The following is a 15,103-nucleotide window of genomic DNA, read 5'->3' on the forward strand; positions in this document are numbered from 1 at the left end:
TTGGGGCGCGAAGCGGCCCCAAAAATGGGACTGCTACGCAGTCCAGCGGGAGCAAGCTCCCTCGCCACAGGGACCGGTTCTGTCTTAACTGACTGGCATTAGGGCTGGCCCGCGAAGGCGGTGGGCCCGTCAACGTCGCCATCAATTGAGTAGCGCGTTACGCAAACTGTCGGACAACCCCTCGGGCGCCAGCCATACACCCAGGTAAGCCTTCGCCAGCGCATCATCACGGCTGCTGAACGCCACTTGGCCATTGATCTCCAGCTTCAAGCCACGCCCGGGATGAAAGTCCAGGGCATAGCGATCACCGCTGCGGATATTGCGAAAGCTGGCGTGCAGCTTATCCAGCTCAGGCTTCAATCCGGCACTGGCCTGCTGACGCTCCAGCGTCGCCATGGCGGCCTTGATCACATCATTGCGGTCGATATCGCGAAAATAATACAGCGCCAGGCGCAGGGGCTTTTGCTGCTCCCAGGCCTGATTTGCAGTCAGACCTTGTGGGGCATACAACGCCGCCGCGTAAACATCCGCCCAGAGATAATTGAACACCGTCTGGTTTTTCAGGGCCAGCCCCGCCACGTGCGTCGGGAAATTTGCCTGCTTGAGTCGATCCGCATCACTGGCGAGCGCCGTGAACGACATCATCAGCATCCAACACATCATTAGTTGTCGCATAATGGCTCATCCTGAAATTGGCGCTGATTTGCGTCCTGTTAGTATGGCAAGACTGGCCTGCGACGCGACCAAGGGTTAATGTGCGCGGCGTTGAGCCTCATATAGACTGTGCCCCGGTTCACACACTTGAGCCAAATTGTCCTTCATGCCCGCTGGCCGCGGCATGATTTAGCCCTGCGTCCAACTGTACGCCGGGCCTGTTCTGAGGAGTACGCATGGCTGTCTACAACTACGACGTGGTGGTACTGGGTTCCGGCCCGGCTGGAGAAGGCGCGGCGATGAACGCTGCAAAGGCAGGGCGCAAGGTGGCGATGGTCGACAGCCGTCGCCAGGTCGGCGGTAACTGCACCCACCTGGGCACCATCCCGTCCAAGGCGTTGCGTCACTCCGTGCGCCAGATCATGCAATTCAATACCAACCCGATGTTCCGGGCCATTGGCGAGCCGCGTTGGTTCTCGTTTCCGGACGTGTTGAAGAGCGCCGAAAAAGTCATTTCCAAGCAAGTTGCCTCGCGTACCGGCTACTACGCCCGTAACCGTGTCGACCTGTTCTTCGGCACCGGCAGTTTCGCCGATGAGCAAACCGTCGAAGTGGTGTGCGCCAACGGCGTGGTCGAGAAACTGGTGGCCAAACACATCATCATCGCCACCGGCTCGCGCCCGTATCGCCCGGCGGATATCGATTTTCACCACCCGCGTATCTACGATAGCGACACCATCCTCAGCCTGGGCCACACCCCGCGAAAGCTGATCATCTACGGCGCCGGCGTGATCGGCTGTGAATACGCCTCGATCTTCAGCGGCCTGGGTGGGCTGGTGGAACTGGTGGACAACCGTGACCAGTTGCTGAGCTTCCTCGACTCGGAAATCTCCCAGGCGTTGAGTTACCACTTCAGCAATAACAACATCACCGTGCGCCACAACGAAGAGTACGAGCGCGTCGAAGGCCTGGACAACGGCGTGATTCTGCACCTCAAGTCGGGCAAGAAGATCAAGGCTGACGCCTTGCTGTGGTGCAACGGGCGTACCGGCAACACCGACAAGCTGGGTATGGAAAACATCGGGGTCAAGGTCAACAGCCGTGGCCAGATCGAAGTGGATGAGAACTACCGCACCTGCGTGACCAACATCTACGGCGCCGGTGATGTGATCGGCTGGCCAAGCCTGGCCAGTGCCGCCCATGACCAGGGCCGTTCGGCCGCCGGCAGCATCGTCGACAACGGCAGCTGGCGCTACGTGAACGACGTGCCGACCGGGATCTACACGATTCCCGAGATCAGCTCGATCGGCAAGAACGAAAGCGAACTGACCAAGGCCAAGGTGCCTTATGAAGTGGGCAAGGCGTTCTTCAAGAGCATGGCGCGTGCGCAGATCGCCGGTGAGCCGCAAGGCATGCTGAAGATCCTGTTCCATCGCGAGACGCTGGAAGTACTCGGTGTGCATTGCTTCGGCTATCAGGCGTCGGAGATCGTGCACATTGGCCAGGCAATCATGAGCCAGCCGGGGGAGCAAAATACCCTGAAGTATTTTGTGAACACCACGTTCAACTACCCGACCATGGCTGAAGCCTATCGCGTAGCGGCCTACGACGGCCTCAACCGGCTTTTTTGAGCGGCTCCGGCCGGTGGCCTGAGCCGGCCGGGGAGACCGATTTCAGTAATTCCCGAGGGTGGCAGTGGCCAAACCGGGAAAGTCTGTAATCAGGCTATCTACGCCGAAGTCGGCCAGCCTGCGCATCAGCGCAGGTTCGTTGACCGTCCAGACGGACACGTGCAAACCCTGGCGCTGGGCTTTTTCCAGCCGCTCAGGGGTGCACAGCGTCCAGTTCAATGCCAGGAATTCACAGCCGTAGTTTTGCGCGACCTTCAACGGGTCGAGCCAGGCGTATTCGGCAACCAGCCCGCGTGACAGGTCCGGGGTGAGTTCAATTGCCGCTTTCAAGACTTCCCGTGAACTTGAGGTCACCGTGACCTTGTCCATCAGGCCAAAACGCACGGCCATCTCGCGGATCGCCAGCACCGTCGTGGCGGCGCGGGTGCGCGAGGCGCTTTTGACTTCCAGCTGCCAGTGATCGAAGTCGCATTTTTCGAACAACTCTTCCAGGCGCGGAATCGGGCAGGGGCTGACCCAGCCTGGGCCGCCTTTGCGCGCATCCATTTTCACCAAGTCCGCCGCCGAGTACTCGACGACTTTGCCGCGCCGGTCAGCGGTGCGCTTGAGGGTGGGGTCATGGATGACCATCAGCTCGCCGTCCATGGACAGGTGCAGATCCAGTTCGCAGCGGCGTACGCCGTGCTTGAGGCATTCCTGAAAGCTGGTCAGGGTATTTTCCGGTGCTTCGCCTTTGGCACCGCGATGGCCGTAAATCAGGGTCACAGTTGCTCCTTTGCGCCAGGATGGCTGGCGTCGTGAATACGCATTCAGAGATCGTCGCTTTGTTCCCGCGCCAGACGGCGTTCCTGGGCCTGTTTCTGCAGGATGTAGCGTGCCAGCAGTTGGCGCTGGGCATCGGTCATGGATTCGAATTCCGTGCCCACCTCAAAGCCGTCGCCGTGGGGGGCGCATTGGGTGACGCGTGCGCGCAGCAGCAGGCCGAGCGCCTGGGGCATCAGCACCAGCTTGACCGCCAGGTGCGTGTCGAGGGCCAGCGGCACAGGGTGCTGGAAGTCGATGCCGCCTTCGGAAATGATCACCGGCTGCGGCGCGCCCACCTCGCTGAGCAGCCCGCGAGCCATCACCTGGCTGAGCAGGTCCAGGCGCTTGTTCTGCACTTTGAGGAATGCCGCCAGGCTGCGGTCTTTTTCGCTGATCTGGCGCAGCAGGTGCTGGGCCTCGAATTCGCTGAGGTGCAGTTCGCTGAGCAGATTGAACAGCGGCGAATCATCCAGCAATACTTCCTTGCTCGCCGCATCGGGGGCCGACAGGCTTTTGATTTGGAGTGCGATCATGTCATTGATACGGTAGTATTCGCGGCGCTCTTCTTCATCTAATGTCGACATGGCGAACCCCAGGTTACGGTAATGGTCTGAGTGTAAAGCTGCTGACCAGACCCCGCCACCGGGACGTCTTCTTTTCCTCCGAACAAGCCCCGACATGTTCAGACCTCTCTTCGTATTTATTGGCACGCGTTATACCCGTGCAAAGCGTCGCAATCATTTTGTGTCGTTTATTTCCCTGACCTCGATGATCGGGCTCGCCTTGGGCGTGGTCGTGATGATTGTGGTGCTGTCGGTGATGAACGGCTTCGATCATGAGATGCGCACCCGCGTGCTGGGCATGGTGCCCCACGCGACCATCGAGGGCGATGCGCCCATCAGCGATTGGCAAAGCCTGGCCGCCAAGGTCAAGCAGAACCCCAAGGTGCTGGCCGTTGCGCCGTTTACCCAGATGCAGGGGCTGCTGACCAATGACGGCAAGGTGCAGAAAATCCTGCTCAATGCGGTCGATCCGGCTCAGGAGCGCAACGTCTCGATCATCGACAAGTTCATGTTGCAGGGCAAACTCGATGACCTGGCGCCCGGCAGCTTCGGCATCATCATCGGCGACAAGGCCGCGGCCAAGCTCGGCGTGGGCGTGGGCGACAAGCTGACGTTCGTTGCGCCGGAAGTCACCGTGACCCCGGCCGGCATGTTCCCGCGCATGAAGCGTTTTACCGTGGTCGGCACCTTCCATGTCGGTGCCGGCGAGATCGACGGCTACCTCGGGTTGACCAACCTCACCGACCTGGCGCGCCTGCATCGCTGGCAGCCGGACCAGGTGCAGGGCCTGCGCCTGAAGTTCAACGACCTGTTCGACGCGCCACGCGGCGCCTGGGAAATCGCCCAGCATCTGGGCGAATCGCAGTATTACGCCCGCGACTGGACCCGTACCCACGGCAACCTGTACCAGGCCATTCGCATGGAAAAAGCCATGATCGGCCTGCTGTTGCTGCTGATCGTCGCCGTGGCCGCCTTCAACATCATCTCCACGCTGGTGATGGTGGTGAACGACAAGAAGGGCGACATTGCCATCCTGCGCACCCTTGGCGCCACGCCGGGGCAGATCATGGCGATCTTCATGGTGCAGGGCACGGTGATCGGCGTGGTCGGCACCTTGATCGGCACCGCCGTCGGGATTCTGGCCGCGTTGAATGTCAGCGCCGCCATCGCCCTGCTTGAAAAAGCGCTCGGCCACAAATTCCTCAACGCCGACGTCTACTTCATCGACTACTTGCCGTCCCAGGTTCAGACCCAGGACGTGCTGATGGTGGGCGGCGCCGCGTTGGTCCTGAGTTTCCTTGCCACCCTGTATCCAGCCTGGCGCGCGGCACGTACCCAGCCAGCACAGGCATTACGTTATGAGTGAATCGGGCATGAGTGAAAAAGCAATCCTGAGCTGCCGCAACCTGGGCAAATCCTACGAGGAAGGCCCGGAATCCGTGGTGGTGCTGGCCAACCTGCAGCTTGAACTGCACCCCGGCGAGCGCGTGGCGATCGTCGGCAGTTCCGGTTCCGGCAAAAGTACCTTGCTCAACCTGTTGGGCGGCCTCGATACGCCGTCCCAGGGCAGCGTGTGGCTGGCCGGTGAAGAACTGTCCGCGCTGAATGAAAAGGCTCGCGGCCAGTTGCGCAACCGTTCGCTGGGTTTTGTGTACCAGTTCCACCACCTGCTGCCGGAATTCACCGCCCTGGAAAACGTGTGCATGCCGCTGCTGATCGGCAAGACCGCGATCCCCGAGGCGCGCCAACGCGCCACGGCCTTGCTGGAGCGCGTCGGCCTCGGCCATCGCCTGGAACACAAACCGGCCGAGCTGTCCGGCGGCGAGCGTCAGCGCGTGGCCATCGCCCGTGCCCTGGTGAACAACCCAGGCCTGGTGATGCTCGATGAGCCAACCGGTAACCTCGATTCCCACACGGCCCAGGGCATCAAGGACTTGATGCTGGAACTGAGCACCCAGATGCGCACCGCGTTCCTGGTGGTGACCCATGACATGAGCATGGCCCGTCAGATGGACCGCGTACTGCACTTGCAGGAAGGTCATCTGGTCGCTATCTGACCTGTTGCAAGCCCGGTTTTCTTGAGGCCGGGCTTTTTCATTTTTTCAACGGTGCCCGCGAATGTTCAGACCGTTATCGATTTTCATCGGCACGCGCTATACCCGCGCCAAGCGCCGCAACCGTTTTGTCTCGTTTATCTCGATGACCTCGATGATCGGCCTCGCCCTGGGCGTGTTGGCGATGATCGTGGTGCTGTCGGTGATGAACGGCTTCCAGCGCGAAATGAGCTCGCGCATTCTTGGCATGGTGCCCCACGCCACCATCGTGGGTGTGAACCCTATCGATGATTGGCAGCCGGTGGCCGCCGCTGCAATGAAGAACCCGCAAGTGACTGCGGCGGTACCGTTCACACAAATGGACGGTATGTTCTCCTACAAGGGCGCGATGCAGCCGATTGAGATCAGCGGCGTCGATCCGGCCCAGGAAGGCAAAGTGTCGATCGTGGCCCAGCATATCGTGCGCGGCAAACTGGAAGACTTGAGGCCCGGCGAGTTCGGTGTAGTGATTGGCGACATTACCGCGCGCCGCTTCCGCCTGAATGTGGGCGACAAACTCACCTTGATCGTTCCGGAAATCAGCACCGCGCCGGGCGGCATTACCCCGCGTATGCAGCGTTTGAACGTGGTGGGTATCTTCAAGGTGGGCGCCGAGCTGGACGGCTCCATGGCCTTGATCAACCGGGCCGACGCGGCCCAAATACAGCATTGGCAACCCAACCAGGTACAGAGCGTACGCCTGGCGGTGACCGACCTGTACGCGGCGCCCAAGGTCTCGGCGGATATCGCCGCCAGCCTGGGCACGGGGTATAAAGCGGACGACTGGACGCACACCCAGGGCAGCCTGTTCAGCGCGATGAAAATGGAAAAGACCATGATCGGCCTGTTGCTGCTGATGATCGTCGCGGTGGCCGCGTTCAACATCATCGCCACATTGATCATGGTGGTGAACGACAAAGGTGCGGACATCGCCATCCTGCGCACCATCGGCGCCACGCCTCGGCAGATCATGGCGATCTTCATGGTGCAGGGCACGGTGATCGGCGTGGTCGGCACCCTGATCGGCGGTGTGCTGGGGGTGATTGCGGCGCTGAATGTGAGTGAACTGGTGGGCTGGCTGGAGCGGGTGAGCGGGCAGCACATCTTCAGTTCGGATGTGTACTTCGTCAGCAACCTGCCGTCCGAACTGCAAGGCGGGGATGTGTTGCTGATTTGCTCGGCGGGTTTTGTGTTGAGCTTTCTGGCGACGATTTACCCGGCGTATCGGGCGGCGAAGATTGAGCCGGCGCATGCGCTCAGGTATTCGTAGTCTTTAAGACCTCTATCGCAGGCAAGCCAGCGCCCACATTTGACGGTGTTCACAAATCAAAATGTAGGGGCTGGCTTGCCCGCATCAGCCTGCCTTGGGCAACTCAATCACAAACCGCGTCAACTCCGCCTCAGATTCACAGAAAATCCTTCCCCCATGCGCCCGCACAATCGACTGGGTAATCGCCAAACCCAGCCCGGCATGTTCGCTGCTGCCCGCGTGCCGCGCCGGATCGGCCCGGTAGAAACGATCAAACAACTTCGGTAACACGTCCGCCGGGATGCCTTGGCCGGTGTTCTCCACCGTCAGCCTGACGCCCCGGTCGCCGTCCAACAGGCGCACCCGCACTTCACCGCCGGCCGGGGTAAACCTCAGCGCGTTCTCCAGCAGGTTGGACAAGGCCCGGCGCAACATGCCGCGATCACCTGCCGTATGGGCACGGCCTTCACACACCAGTGAAACCTGCGCGTCTTCGGCCAGCAACGCAAAAAACTCCAGCAAAGCTTCGACTTCATCGGCCAGCGCCAAAGGCTCGCGCTTGGGCGAGAGCAAACCGTGATCGGCTTTGGCCAGGTACAACATGTCGTTCACCAACTGCGCCATCCACTGCAATTCTTCCAGGTTGCTGTGCAGCGCTTCGCGGTACTCCTCCAGTGGGCGCGGCTGGGTAAGGATGACCTGGGTCTGGGTCAGCAGGTTCGACAGCGGTGTGCGCAGCTCGTGGGCGATATCGGCGGAGAAGGCCGAAAGGCGCTGGAATGCGTCGTCCAGCCTTGCAAGCATGGCGTTGAAGGCCTGGGCCAACTCTGCCAGTTCAACCGGCATTTGCTGCTGCGGCAAGCGTTGCGTCAGGGAATGAGCGGACACGCCGGCGGCGACTTCGCCCATGCGCCGCAATGGCCGCAACCCGCTGCGCGCCGCCCAGGCGCCGAGTAGTGCGGTGGCCAGGGCTGAGAGGCCGACGGTCAGCCAGATCAAGCGCTGCATGCGTTGCAGGAAATGCTGGTGGTGGGTGATGTCGAGTATCAGGGTCAGTTGCGCTGAGCCCGGTTGGCCAGGGTTCAAGGGCGCGTTATAGACGCGATAGTCGGTGCCTGCATGTTGCAGGCTGTGCAGGCCGGGCGCCTCGGGCAACGCCACGCCCGGCGCCTCGTCAAGCCAGCGCTGGCCGGCCGCGGTGATGCGCAAGGCGAGGTCGGGTTGATGGTTGAGGTCGGCGCGCAGTCGGGGTTCGCGCTGGGCGAAGGCTTGCGGCGAGTCGACGCCCTGCAACGTGCTGCGCAGCGCCACCAGTTTGCTGTCCAGCTGCTGCTGGTCCAGCTCGATAAAGTGCGCCTCACTGGCATGGTTGAACAGCACGCCGGCGAGCAACGAAACCACGGCGGTGCAAGCGGCGAACAACAGCGCCAGACGGCTGGCGAGGGACAGGCGCTGGATCAAGTGAAGCGCTCCTCCAATACATAGCCCATGCCGCGCACGGTGTGGATCAGTTTGTTGGGAAACGCGTCGTCGACTTTCAGGCGCAGGCGGCGGATCGCCACTTCGATGATGTTGGTGTCGCTGTCGAAATTCATGTCCCACACCTGCGAGGCGATCAGCGATTTGGGCAGCACTTCGCCCTGGCGGCGCAGCAGCAGCTCCAGCAGGGAGAACTCCTTGGCGGTGAGGTCGATACGCTGGCCGCTGCGCTCGACGCGGCGGCGAATCAGGTCCAGGCGCAGGTCGGCCAATTGCAGGTGGGTGTCCTGCGGCGCACTGCTGCCACGCCGTAACAGGCTGCGCACGCGAGCGAGCAGTTCGGAAAAGGCGAAGGGCTTGACCAGGTAATCGTCGGCGCCCAGCTCCAGGCCGTGTACGCGGTCTTCCACCGCGTCGCGCGCGGTAAGGAACAACACCGGAATCTCCAGGCCGGCACTGCGCACCGCTTGCAGAATTTGCCAGCCATCGCGGCCGGGTAGCATCACATCGAGGATCAGCAAGTCATAGTCGCCGGTCAGCGCCAGGTGCTGACCGCTGGTGCCGTCGGCCACCAGTTCGGTGGTAAACCCGGCTTCGGCTAGGCCCTGGCGCAGATAATGGCCGGTTTTCGGTTGGTCTTCGACAATCAGCAGTTTCATGGGCGGCTCTTGGCTGCGGTGGGCGCCGGGCTTTATACCTCGGGCTCAACGGTAAGGGGGCAACCTGACAAAGTTGTAATCTAGCAGTCAGTTGGCTGGCAGCGAGGCCATCTTAAAGTGCTGCCCCAACGATTCACCCATTTTGGAGAGTAAAAGATGGCGTTGCGTACACCTCTGTTCCTGGCGGGTTGCCTGTTGGCGATGAGCTTTGATGCCATGGCCGATGCGGCTCACACCTATGCATTCGGCCAGCCGGCCGCAGCAGACAAAGCCACGCGCACGGTGGAAGTGACCCTGCAGGACATTTCTTTTTCGCCCCAGTCCCTAGACGTCAAGTCCGGTGAGACGGTGCGTTTTGTGTTGGTCAATAAAGGCCGGTTGCTGCATGAATTCAACCTGGGCGACGCGGCCATGCACGCCGAACACCAGAAGGAAATGTTACAGATGCAAGCCAGCGGCATGCTTACGGCCACCGGTATGGGAGAAATGGACCACAGTAAAATGGGGCACGGCGCGATGACGCACGATGATCCGAACAGCGTGTTGGTCGAGCCCGGCAAAACCGCCGAGCTGACCTGGACCTTCACCAAGGCCACCGGCCTGGAATTCGCCTGCAATCTCCCTGGGCATTACCAGGCCGGCATGGTCGGCAAACTGACCGTTGAGTAAGGCGTTCCTTAAGGGCGGGAGCAAAGGCTGGTAGACTGGCGCGGTTTATTTAGCCAGGTTTCCGCCATGCATCCCGCAGCCGAACATTCGCCGCTGGGCAAGTCCAGTGAATACATCTGCACCTACACCCCTTCGTTGCTGTTCCCGATCCCTCGCGCCGCGAAGTGGGCCGAGCTGGGCCTGAGCGCCGAGACCCTGCCTTACAAGGGCGTGGACTTCTGGAACTGCTTCGAATTGTCCTGGTTGCTGCCGTCCGGAAAACCGGTGGTGGCCATCGGTGAATTCAGCATCCCGGCCGACTCGCCGAACATCATCGAGTCCAAGTCCTTCAAGCTGTACCTCAACTCGTTGAACCAGACCGCGTTTGCCGATACGCAAAAACTGGAAGAAACCCTGCGCAACGACCTCAGCGCCGCCGCCGGCAAGCCGGTCAGCGTGCGCATTCGCAGCCTGGCCGAGATCGAGGCCGAAGGCGTGATGGCGTTGCCGGGCGTGTGCATCGATGATCTGGATATCAACGTCAGCAGCTACGAACACCCGCGTCCGGAATTGTTGCGCTGTGACGATTCGCGTGTGGTGGAGGAGAGCGTGCACAGCCACCTGCTCAAATCCAACTGCCCCGTCACCAGCCAGCCCGATTGGGGCAGTGTGGTGGTGGAATACCGGGGTGCGGCGCTGGATCACGCCAGCCTGCTGGCGTACATCGTGAGCTTTCGCCAGCACTCCGACTTCCATGAGCAGTGCGTGGAGCGGATCTTCCTGGACCTGCAGCGCTTGCTCAAGCCGACCAAATTGACCGTGTATGCGCGGTATGTGCGGCGGGGCGGGTTGGATATCAACCCGTATCGCAGCACCGAGGACGTAGCGTTCCAGAACGTGCGCCTGGCGCGCCAGTAGCCTTCACTCAAACCCAATGTGGGAGCGGGCTTGCTCGCGAATGCGGCGTGTCAGTCAATGGACTTTTAACTGATACACCGTATTCGCGAGCAAGCCCGCTCCCACATTCGGGTTTTATGTTTGGCTTAGATGCCGATGTTGCCCAGGGTGATCACTATATTGCGCAATGTCCCGGCAATGCCCGGATGATCCAGTTCGAAACCTTCCACTGCACGGTTCACATCGTCAGCGATGCTGGGTGTCTGGGTGGCCGGTTCCAATTCAAGTTGCACTTCGAATTTGGCGATCAACTCTTGCAGTGCTACACGTTTCTCCTCCGGCAGCGGCGGTTCCTGTTCCAACTGCCCGCGCAGGATCTCGACCTGTTCTTCCAGTTTTTTGCGATCAGGCATGACATTCTTTCCTTTTATCGATAGGCACTGGCATAGACCGCGGCACGCCGGGAAAGGTCTACGAACTGACCTGTAGATTAATCCACCTGCGCCAACGGTGCATGATCCTTGTCAGGGCTTCTCGCCTTTGAGCCGACGCAGGCGAATGTCGGCCAGGCAGCTGCCGAGTTCACCAAGGTGATCAATCACCGAGTGCACGCCTAACCCATAGAGCGCCACGGTTGCCTTGCCGCGCTTGTGCTCGCGTTCCTTTTCGCTCAACGCCTGCCACTGCTCCGGCGCCAGGCCGCACAGCGAGCCGCAGGAGGCCAACCCGATAGTCCATAACCCGGCATTCAGGCCCGATTGCAGCAGGCGCGGTTCGCCGCTGACCAGTACGCAGCCCTCCAGGCGTGTGATGTTCAGTTCCATCAAGGCTTGCCAGCAGGCGTGGGGCGCCGGCCAGCGAATGGTGGAGGGCGAGGCGGACTTGAGCCAGGCGGGCAGGGCGGCGGCCAGTGGCGTAGTGACAGAGGGCGGCAGTTCATCCAGCCAGGCGCAGGGCACGCCTTGCTCCTTCAGGCTGCGCAGAATTTTCAGCGCACCGGGTGTGGCCTGGGAATCGGGGGAGGGGGAGTCGCTACGGGCTCGGGAACCGAAATCCACCAGGCAGCCACTCAGGCCAAACAACACGGCAGTCAACGCGGGAGCAGTGGCAACGGCTATCTCGGCATGTGGCATCTGAACGTCCCTGAAATAGCCGCAACGCTATCGAGGTGGCATGACAAGGGGATGACACTGGTGGGTATTTGTAGGATTTTTGTTCAAATCATGAAAGTCGTTTCCTGACGACTGCCTAAATCGACACTTCCGTCATATACTGACGGACTTATTCAGGGCATAGCGCCCATGACAGACCATTCAAGGAGCAAAAGCTATGCGCTGGAGCCACTGTTTCGCTCAGCTGTCGGTGTGTGCCACCGTCCTGTTGGCACCGTTCGCCGCCCAAGCAGCATCGGAAGATGACCCATGGGAAAGCGTCAACCGCCCGATCTTCACCTTCAACGATACCGTTGACACTTACGCCCTCAAGCCAATCGCCCAAGGCTATCAGTTCGTCACCCCGCAGTTTATGCAGGACGGCATTCACAACTTCTTCCGCAACATCGGCGATGTCGGCAACCTGGCCAACAACGTACTGCAGCTCAAGCCGCACAATGCCGGCGTCGACACGGCGCGTCTGTTGGTCAACACCACGTTCGGCGTGCTGGGCTTCATCGATGTCGGCACCAAGATGGGCCTGCAGCGTAGCGATGAAGACTTCGGCCAGACCCTCGGTTACTGGGGCGTCGGCAGCGGTCCCTACGTGATGATCCCGTTGCTGGGCCCAAGCACGTTGCGTGATGCGCCGTCCAAATACGTCGACAGCTACACCCAGCCGTACGGCTACATGAACGATATCGGCTGGCGCAACAGCACCTTCGGCCTGAACATCGTCGATGTACGCGCCAGCCTGCTCGACAGCGAGAAGCTGATCAGCGGCGACAAATACACCTTTATTCGTAACGCGTACCTGCAGAACCGTGAGTTCAAGGTCAAGGACGGCAAGGTTGTCGACGACTTTTAAGCAGTGACATTTTGAATTGAAAAAGGCGACCTTTGAACGGTCGCCTTTTTTGTGCGCGCTGATCAGCGCATTTTCAAAATCTTCAGGCCCAGGTGCTGCTCATCGCCCTCAGCCTTGGCCCACACCACTTCGGTATCGGCCTCAAGGCCCTTGAGTGCGGCATGCTCTGAATCGATACGTACGGTCAGCAGATCGCCCACACTGAACTGGCGAGGTGCCTGCACTTGCATGCCGGAGCTGGAAAGGTCCAGGCAGACGGCTGCAATCTCCTGCCCGGCGTGGATCAAAGACACATCTGCATCCACTCGCATGCGGATGAAATCGCGTTTTTCGGCGTAGTTGCGCTCGTGTTCGCTCACAGCATCCATCCTTACTTTGAGTTGTGGTGAAGGACGTTCTTATAACTCCCGGTGATTTGCGGTGTAAAGACGCTAGGCGACCATCGGCATGAGCTTGAAACCCCTCACGGATGGGAGTACCGTCTGCGCCTTAGAAGGGCACCTCTGCTTTACCGTTGTGCATGGGCGAAATCCCAATGCTTTGTAGGACAGAGAGGCTAGAAAGCGAATCCAGTACGTGAGCCCGGCCTTTGTCGAGCCACCTACGCCAACCTAATTCTGGCGCCGTTTGCCCACATGCAAAAAACCAGTGCCACGCTGCTGATAATCGATGACGACGAAGTAGTGCGCGCAAGCCTCGCGGCCTATTTGGAAGACAGTGGCTTCAGCGTCCTGCAGGCCGGTAACGGCCAACAGGGTCTCCAGGTATTCGAGCGCGACCAGCCCGACCTCGTGATCTGCGACCTGCGCATGCCCCAGATGGGCGGCCTCGAGCTGATTCGCCAGGTGACCGAGCTTGCCCCGCAGACGCCGGTGATTGTCGTGTCCGGTGCCGGGGTCATGAACGACGCCGTTGAAGCCCTGCGCCTGGGCGCCGCCGATTACCTGATCAAACCCCTGGAAGACCTGGCGGTGCTGGAGCACTCGGTGCGCCGCGCCCTGGACCGTGCACGGCTGCTTCAGGAAAACCAGCGCTACCGCGAAAAGCTCGAGACCGCCAACCGCGAGCTCGAAGCCAGCCTGAACCTGCTCCAGGAAGACCAGAACGCCGGTCGCCAGGTGCAGATGAACATGCTGCCGGTCAGCCCCTGGACCATTGACGATTTTCAGTTCGCGCACCAGATCATCCCGTCGTTGTACCTTTCGGGTGATTTTGTCGACTATTTCCGTGTGGATGAGCGACGTGTGGCGTTCTACCTGGCCGACGTGTCCGGCCACGGTGCTTCCTCTGCTTTTGTCACCGTGCTGTTGAAGTTCATGACGACGCGGTTGTTGTTCGAATCCAAGCGCAACGGCACCTTGCCGGAGTTCACCCCCTCCGAGGTGTTGGGCCACATCAACCGGGGCCTGATCAGCTGCAAGCTGGGCAAGCACGTGACGATGGTTGGCGGCGTGATCGATGAGGAAACCGGTCTTTTGACCTACAGTATCGGCGGTCACCTGCCGATGCCTGTTTTGTACACTCCTGACAGTGTGCGTTACCTGGAAGGACGTGGTCTGCCGGTAGGCTTGTTCAATGAAGCCACCTACGAAGACCACATCCTGGAACTGCCGCCGACCTTCAGCCTGACGCTGATGTCCGACGGTATCCTGGACCTTCTTCCAGAGCCTACACTTAAAGAGAAAGAAGCCGCCTTGCCCCAAAAGGTCAAGTCGGCGGGCGGCAGCCTGGATGGTCTGCGGCAGGTTTTTGGATTGGCCACGCTAGGGGAGATGCCGGATGATATCGCCCTATTGGTGTTGAGCAGGAATCTTTGATGAGTACCGGAAGAATCCAATTCGCCGAGCAAGACGGGACCTTCGTCCTGAAGTTTGTCGGTGAAGTGCGCCTGACCCTGTGTTCGGCGCTGGATGCGACGATCGAGCGGATCTTCACAGCGCTGAACTTCTCGGCGATCGTGATCGATCTGACCGAAACGCGCAGCATCGACAGCACCACCCTCGGCCTGTTGGCCAAGTTATCCATTCTGTCTCGGCAGAAGGTTGGCCTGTTGCCGACCGTCGTCACCACCCACGAAGACATCACCCGGCTGTTGCAGTCCATGGGCTTCGACCAGGTGTTCAACATCGTTGACCGCCCGATCCCCTGCCCGGAATGCCTGACCGACCTGCCGTCGCAGGACCAGTCCGAGGAAATCGTGCGGATCAAGGTGCTGGAAGCGCACAAGATCCTGATGGGCTTGAACGAGTCCAACCGCGAAGCTTTCCACGACCTCGTCAACGCCCTGGAACGTCACTGACCTTCGGTTGAAACACCTGCCCAAATGTGGGAGCGGGCTTGCTCGCGAAGGCGCTGTGCCAGTCACCGTATTTATAACGGACCCACCGCCTTCGCGAGCAAGCCCGCT

At 60.5% G+C, this 15,103-nt stretch carries 17 protein-coding genes; 9 read left to right on the forward strand and 8 right to left on the reverse strand.

Features of this window, described 5'->3' with window-relative positions; translation table 11 throughout:
- Window positions 1-141: 141 nt before the first annotated feature.
- The gene (locus Q1V60_RS22395; RefSeq protein WP_300634918.1) at window positions 142-675 is read right to left on the reverse strand and encodes a chalcone isomerase family protein; all 534 of its coding nucleotides are present in this window, start codon (window positions 673-675) and stop codon (window positions 142-144) included.
- A 215-nt stretch (window positions 676-890) separates the two neighbouring features.
- Between Q1V60_RS22395 and sthA the strand changes: the two genes are divergently transcribed.
- On the forward strand, window positions 891-2,285 hold the full coding sequence (sthA, locus tag Q1V60_RS22400; RefSeq protein WP_300634920.1) for a Si-specific NAD(P)(+) transhydrogenase: 1,395 nt from the start codon (window positions 891-893) through the stop codon (window positions 2,283-2,285).
- Window positions 2,286-2,327: 42 nt separating this feature from the next.
- Here sthA and Q1V60_RS22405 read toward each other — a convergent pair whose 3' ends face one another.
- The gene (locus tag Q1V60_RS22405) at window positions 2,328-3,050 is read right to left on the reverse strand and encodes a glycerophosphodiester phosphodiesterase family protein (protein ID WP_300634922.1); all 723 of its coding nucleotides are present in this window, start codon (window positions 3,048-3,050) and stop codon (window positions 2,328-2,330) included.
- Between the two features lie 44 nt (window positions 3,051-3,094).
- Window positions 3,095-3,673, reverse strand: coding sequence for a PilZ domain-containing protein (locus Q1V60_RS22410; RefSeq protein WP_300634924.1), 579 nt, complete (start codon window positions 3,671-3,673; stop codon window positions 3,095-3,097).
- Between the two features lie 94 nt (window positions 3,674-3,767).
- Here Q1V60_RS22410 and Q1V60_RS22415 point away from each other — a divergent pair, with 94 nt between their 5' ends.
- The 3 genes from Q1V60_RS22415 to Q1V60_RS22425 all read left to right on the forward strand — a co-directional run bounded on the left by Q1V60_RS22415 (window position 3,768) and on the right by Q1V60_RS22425 (window position 7,015).
- The gene (locus Q1V60_RS22415) at window positions 3,768-5,018 is read left to right on the forward strand and encodes a lipoprotein-releasing ABC transporter permease subunit (RefSeq protein ID WP_300634926.1); all 1,251 of its coding nucleotides are present in this window, start codon (window positions 3,768-3,770) and stop codon (window positions 5,016-5,018) included.
- A gap of 7 nt (window positions 5,019-5,025) precedes the next feature.
- Window positions 5,026-5,709, forward strand: coding sequence for a lipoprotein-releasing ABC transporter ATP-binding protein LolD (lolD, locus tag Q1V60_RS22420; protein ID WP_164484517.1), 684 nt, complete (start codon window positions 5,026-5,028; stop codon window positions 5,707-5,709).
- A gap of 61 nt (window positions 5,710-5,770) precedes the next feature.
- Entirely contained in the window at window positions 5,771-7,015 is a 1,245-nt protein-coding gene (locus Q1V60_RS22425) for a lipoprotein-releasing ABC transporter permease subunit (protein WP_300634930.1), read from the forward strand.
- A gap of 84 nt (window positions 7,016-7,099) precedes the next feature.
- Here Q1V60_RS22425 and Q1V60_RS22430 read toward each other — a convergent pair whose 3' ends face one another.
- Entirely contained in the window at window positions 7,100-8,455 is a 1,356-nt protein-coding gene (locus Q1V60_RS22430) for a heavy metal sensor histidine kinase (protein ID WP_300634932.1), read from the reverse strand.
- Complete coding sequence (locus Q1V60_RS22435) at window positions 8,452-9,132, reverse strand: heavy metal response regulator transcription factor (RefSeq protein ID WP_300634934.1); 681 nt, start codon at window positions 9,130-9,132, stop codon at window positions 8,452-8,454. Before Q1V60_RS22435 ends, Q1V60_RS22430 begins: the two co-directional genes overlap by 4 nt.
- 156 nt (window positions 9,133-9,288) lie before the next feature.
- Here Q1V60_RS22435 and Q1V60_RS22440 point away from each other — a divergent pair, with 156 nt between their 5' ends.
- Together Q1V60_RS22440 and queF are read left to right on the forward strand one after the other, a co-directional pair.
- Window positions 9,289-9,801, forward strand: coding sequence for a cupredoxin family protein (locus tag Q1V60_RS22440; protein ID WP_300634936.1), 513 nt, complete (start codon window positions 9,289-9,291; stop codon window positions 9,799-9,801).
- Window positions 9,802-9,867: 66 nt separating this feature from the next.
- Window positions 9,868-10,698: an NADPH-dependent 7-cyano-7-deazaguanine reductase QueF gene (gene queF / locus Q1V60_RS22445; RefSeq protein ID WP_300634938.1), complete on the forward strand. Its 831-nt coding sequence runs from the start codon at window positions 9,868-9,870 to the stop codon at window positions 10,696-10,698.
- 125 nt (window positions 10,699-10,823) lie between these two features.
- On the opposite strand, the gene Q1V60_RS22450 is transcribed toward queF, so the two are convergent.
- Complete coding sequence (locus tag Q1V60_RS22450) at window positions 10,824-11,090, reverse strand: DUF4404 family protein (protein ID WP_300634939.1); 267 nt, start codon at window positions 11,088-11,090, stop codon at window positions 10,824-10,826.
- 111 nt (window positions 11,091-11,201) lie between these two features.
- Complete coding sequence (locus tag Q1V60_RS22455) at window positions 11,202-11,810, reverse strand: HAD family phosphatase (protein ID WP_300634941.1); 609 nt, start codon at window positions 11,808-11,810, stop codon at window positions 11,202-11,204.
- Window positions 11,811-12,006: 196 nt separating this feature from the next.
- On the opposite strand from Q1V60_RS22455, the gene Q1V60_RS22460 reads away from it, so the two are divergent.
- Entirely contained in the window at window positions 12,007-12,696 is a 690-nt protein-coding gene (locus tag Q1V60_RS22460; protein WP_300634943.1) for a VacJ family lipoprotein, read from the forward strand.
- A 62-nt stretch (window positions 12,697-12,758) separates the two neighbouring features.
- Here Q1V60_RS22460 and Q1V60_RS22465 read toward each other — a convergent pair whose 3' ends face one another.
- The gene (locus Q1V60_RS22465) at window positions 12,759-13,055 is read right to left on the reverse strand and encodes a PilZ domain-containing protein (protein ID WP_300634944.1); all 297 of its coding nucleotides are present in this window, start codon (window positions 13,053-13,055) and stop codon (window positions 12,759-12,761) included.
- 276 nt (window positions 13,056-13,331) lie between these two features.
- On the opposite strand from Q1V60_RS22465, the gene rssB reads away from it, so the two are divergent.
- Together rssB and rssC are read left to right on the forward strand one after the other, a co-directional pair.
- A complete protein-coding gene (gene rssB, locus Q1V60_RS22470; RefSeq protein ID WP_065932314.1) occupies window positions 13,332-14,513 on the forward strand; it encodes a two-component system response regulator RssB in 1,182 nt (393 codons plus the stop codon).
- On the forward strand, window positions 14,513-14,995 hold the full coding sequence (rssC, locus tag Q1V60_RS22475) for an anti-sigma factor antagonist RssC (protein ID WP_017848891.1): 483 nt from the start codon (window positions 14,513-14,515) through the stop codon (window positions 14,993-14,995). Before rssB ends, rssC begins: the two co-directional genes overlap by 1 nt.
- The last annotated feature ends 108 nt before the right edge of the window (window positions 14,996-15,103 follow it).

This window comes from Pseudomonas sp., from assembly GCF_030147005.1.
Lineage (GTDB): Bacteria > Pseudomonadota > Gammaproteobacteria > Pseudomonadales > Pseudomonadaceae > Aquipseudomonas.

What these genes read in the sequence shown, in the direction of transcription:
- Q1V60_RS22455 (WP_300634941.1), bottom strand. Translation starts at nt 11,810, where the DNA reads ATGCCACATGCCGAGATAGCCGTTGCCACTGCTCCCGCGTTGACTGCC.
- Q1V60_RS22435 (WP_300634934.1), bottom strand. Translation starts at nt 9,132, where the DNA reads ATGAAACTGCTGATTGTCGAAGACCAACCGAAAACCGGCCATTATCTG.
- Q1V60_RS22410 (WP_300634924.1), bottom strand. Translation starts at nt 3,673, where the DNA reads ATGTCGACATTAGATGAAGAAGAGCGCCGCGAATACTACCGTATCAAT.
- rssB (WP_065932314.1), top strand. Translation starts at nt 13,332, where the DNA reads ATGCAAAAAACCAGTGCCACGCTGCTGATAATCGATGACGACGAAGTA.
- Q1V60_RS22450 (WP_300634939.1), bottom strand. Translation starts at nt 11,090, where the DNA reads ATGCCTGATCGCAAAAAACTGGAAGAACAGGTCGAGATCCTGCGCGGG.
- rssC (WP_017848891.1), top strand. Translation starts at nt 14,513, where the DNA reads ATGAGTACCGGAAGAATCCAATTCGCCGAGCAAGACGGGACCTTCGTC.
- Q1V60_RS22415 (WP_300634926.1), top strand. Translation starts at nt 3,768, where the DNA reads ATGTTCAGACCTCTCTTCGTATTTATTGGCACGCGTTATACCCGTGCA.
- Q1V60_RS22395 (WP_300634918.1), bottom strand. Translation starts at nt 675, where the DNA reads ATGCGACAACTAATGATGTGTTGGATGCTGATGATGTCGTTCACGGCG.
- queF (WP_300634938.1), top strand. Translation starts at nt 9,868, where the DNA reads ATGCATCCCGCAGCCGAACATTCGCCGCTGGGCAAGTCCAGTGAATAC.
- Q1V60_RS22440 (WP_300634936.1), top strand. Translation starts at nt 9,289, where the DNA reads ATGGCGTTGCGTACACCTCTGTTCCTGGCGGGTTGCCTGTTGGCGATG.
- lolD (WP_164484517.1), top strand. Translation starts at nt 5,026, where the DNA reads ATGAGTGAAAAAGCAATCCTGAGCTGCCGCAACCTGGGCAAATCCTAC.
- Q1V60_RS22460 (WP_300634943.1), top strand. Translation starts at nt 12,007, where the DNA reads ATGCGCTGGAGCCACTGTTTCGCTCAGCTGTCGGTGTGTGCCACCGTC.
- sthA (WP_300634920.1), top strand. Translation starts at nt 891, where the DNA reads ATGGCTGTCTACAACTACGACGTGGTGGTACTGGGTTCCGGCCCGGCT.
- Q1V60_RS22425 (WP_300634930.1), top strand. Translation starts at nt 5,771, where the DNA reads ATGTTCAGACCGTTATCGATTTTCATCGGCACGCGCTATACCCGCGCC.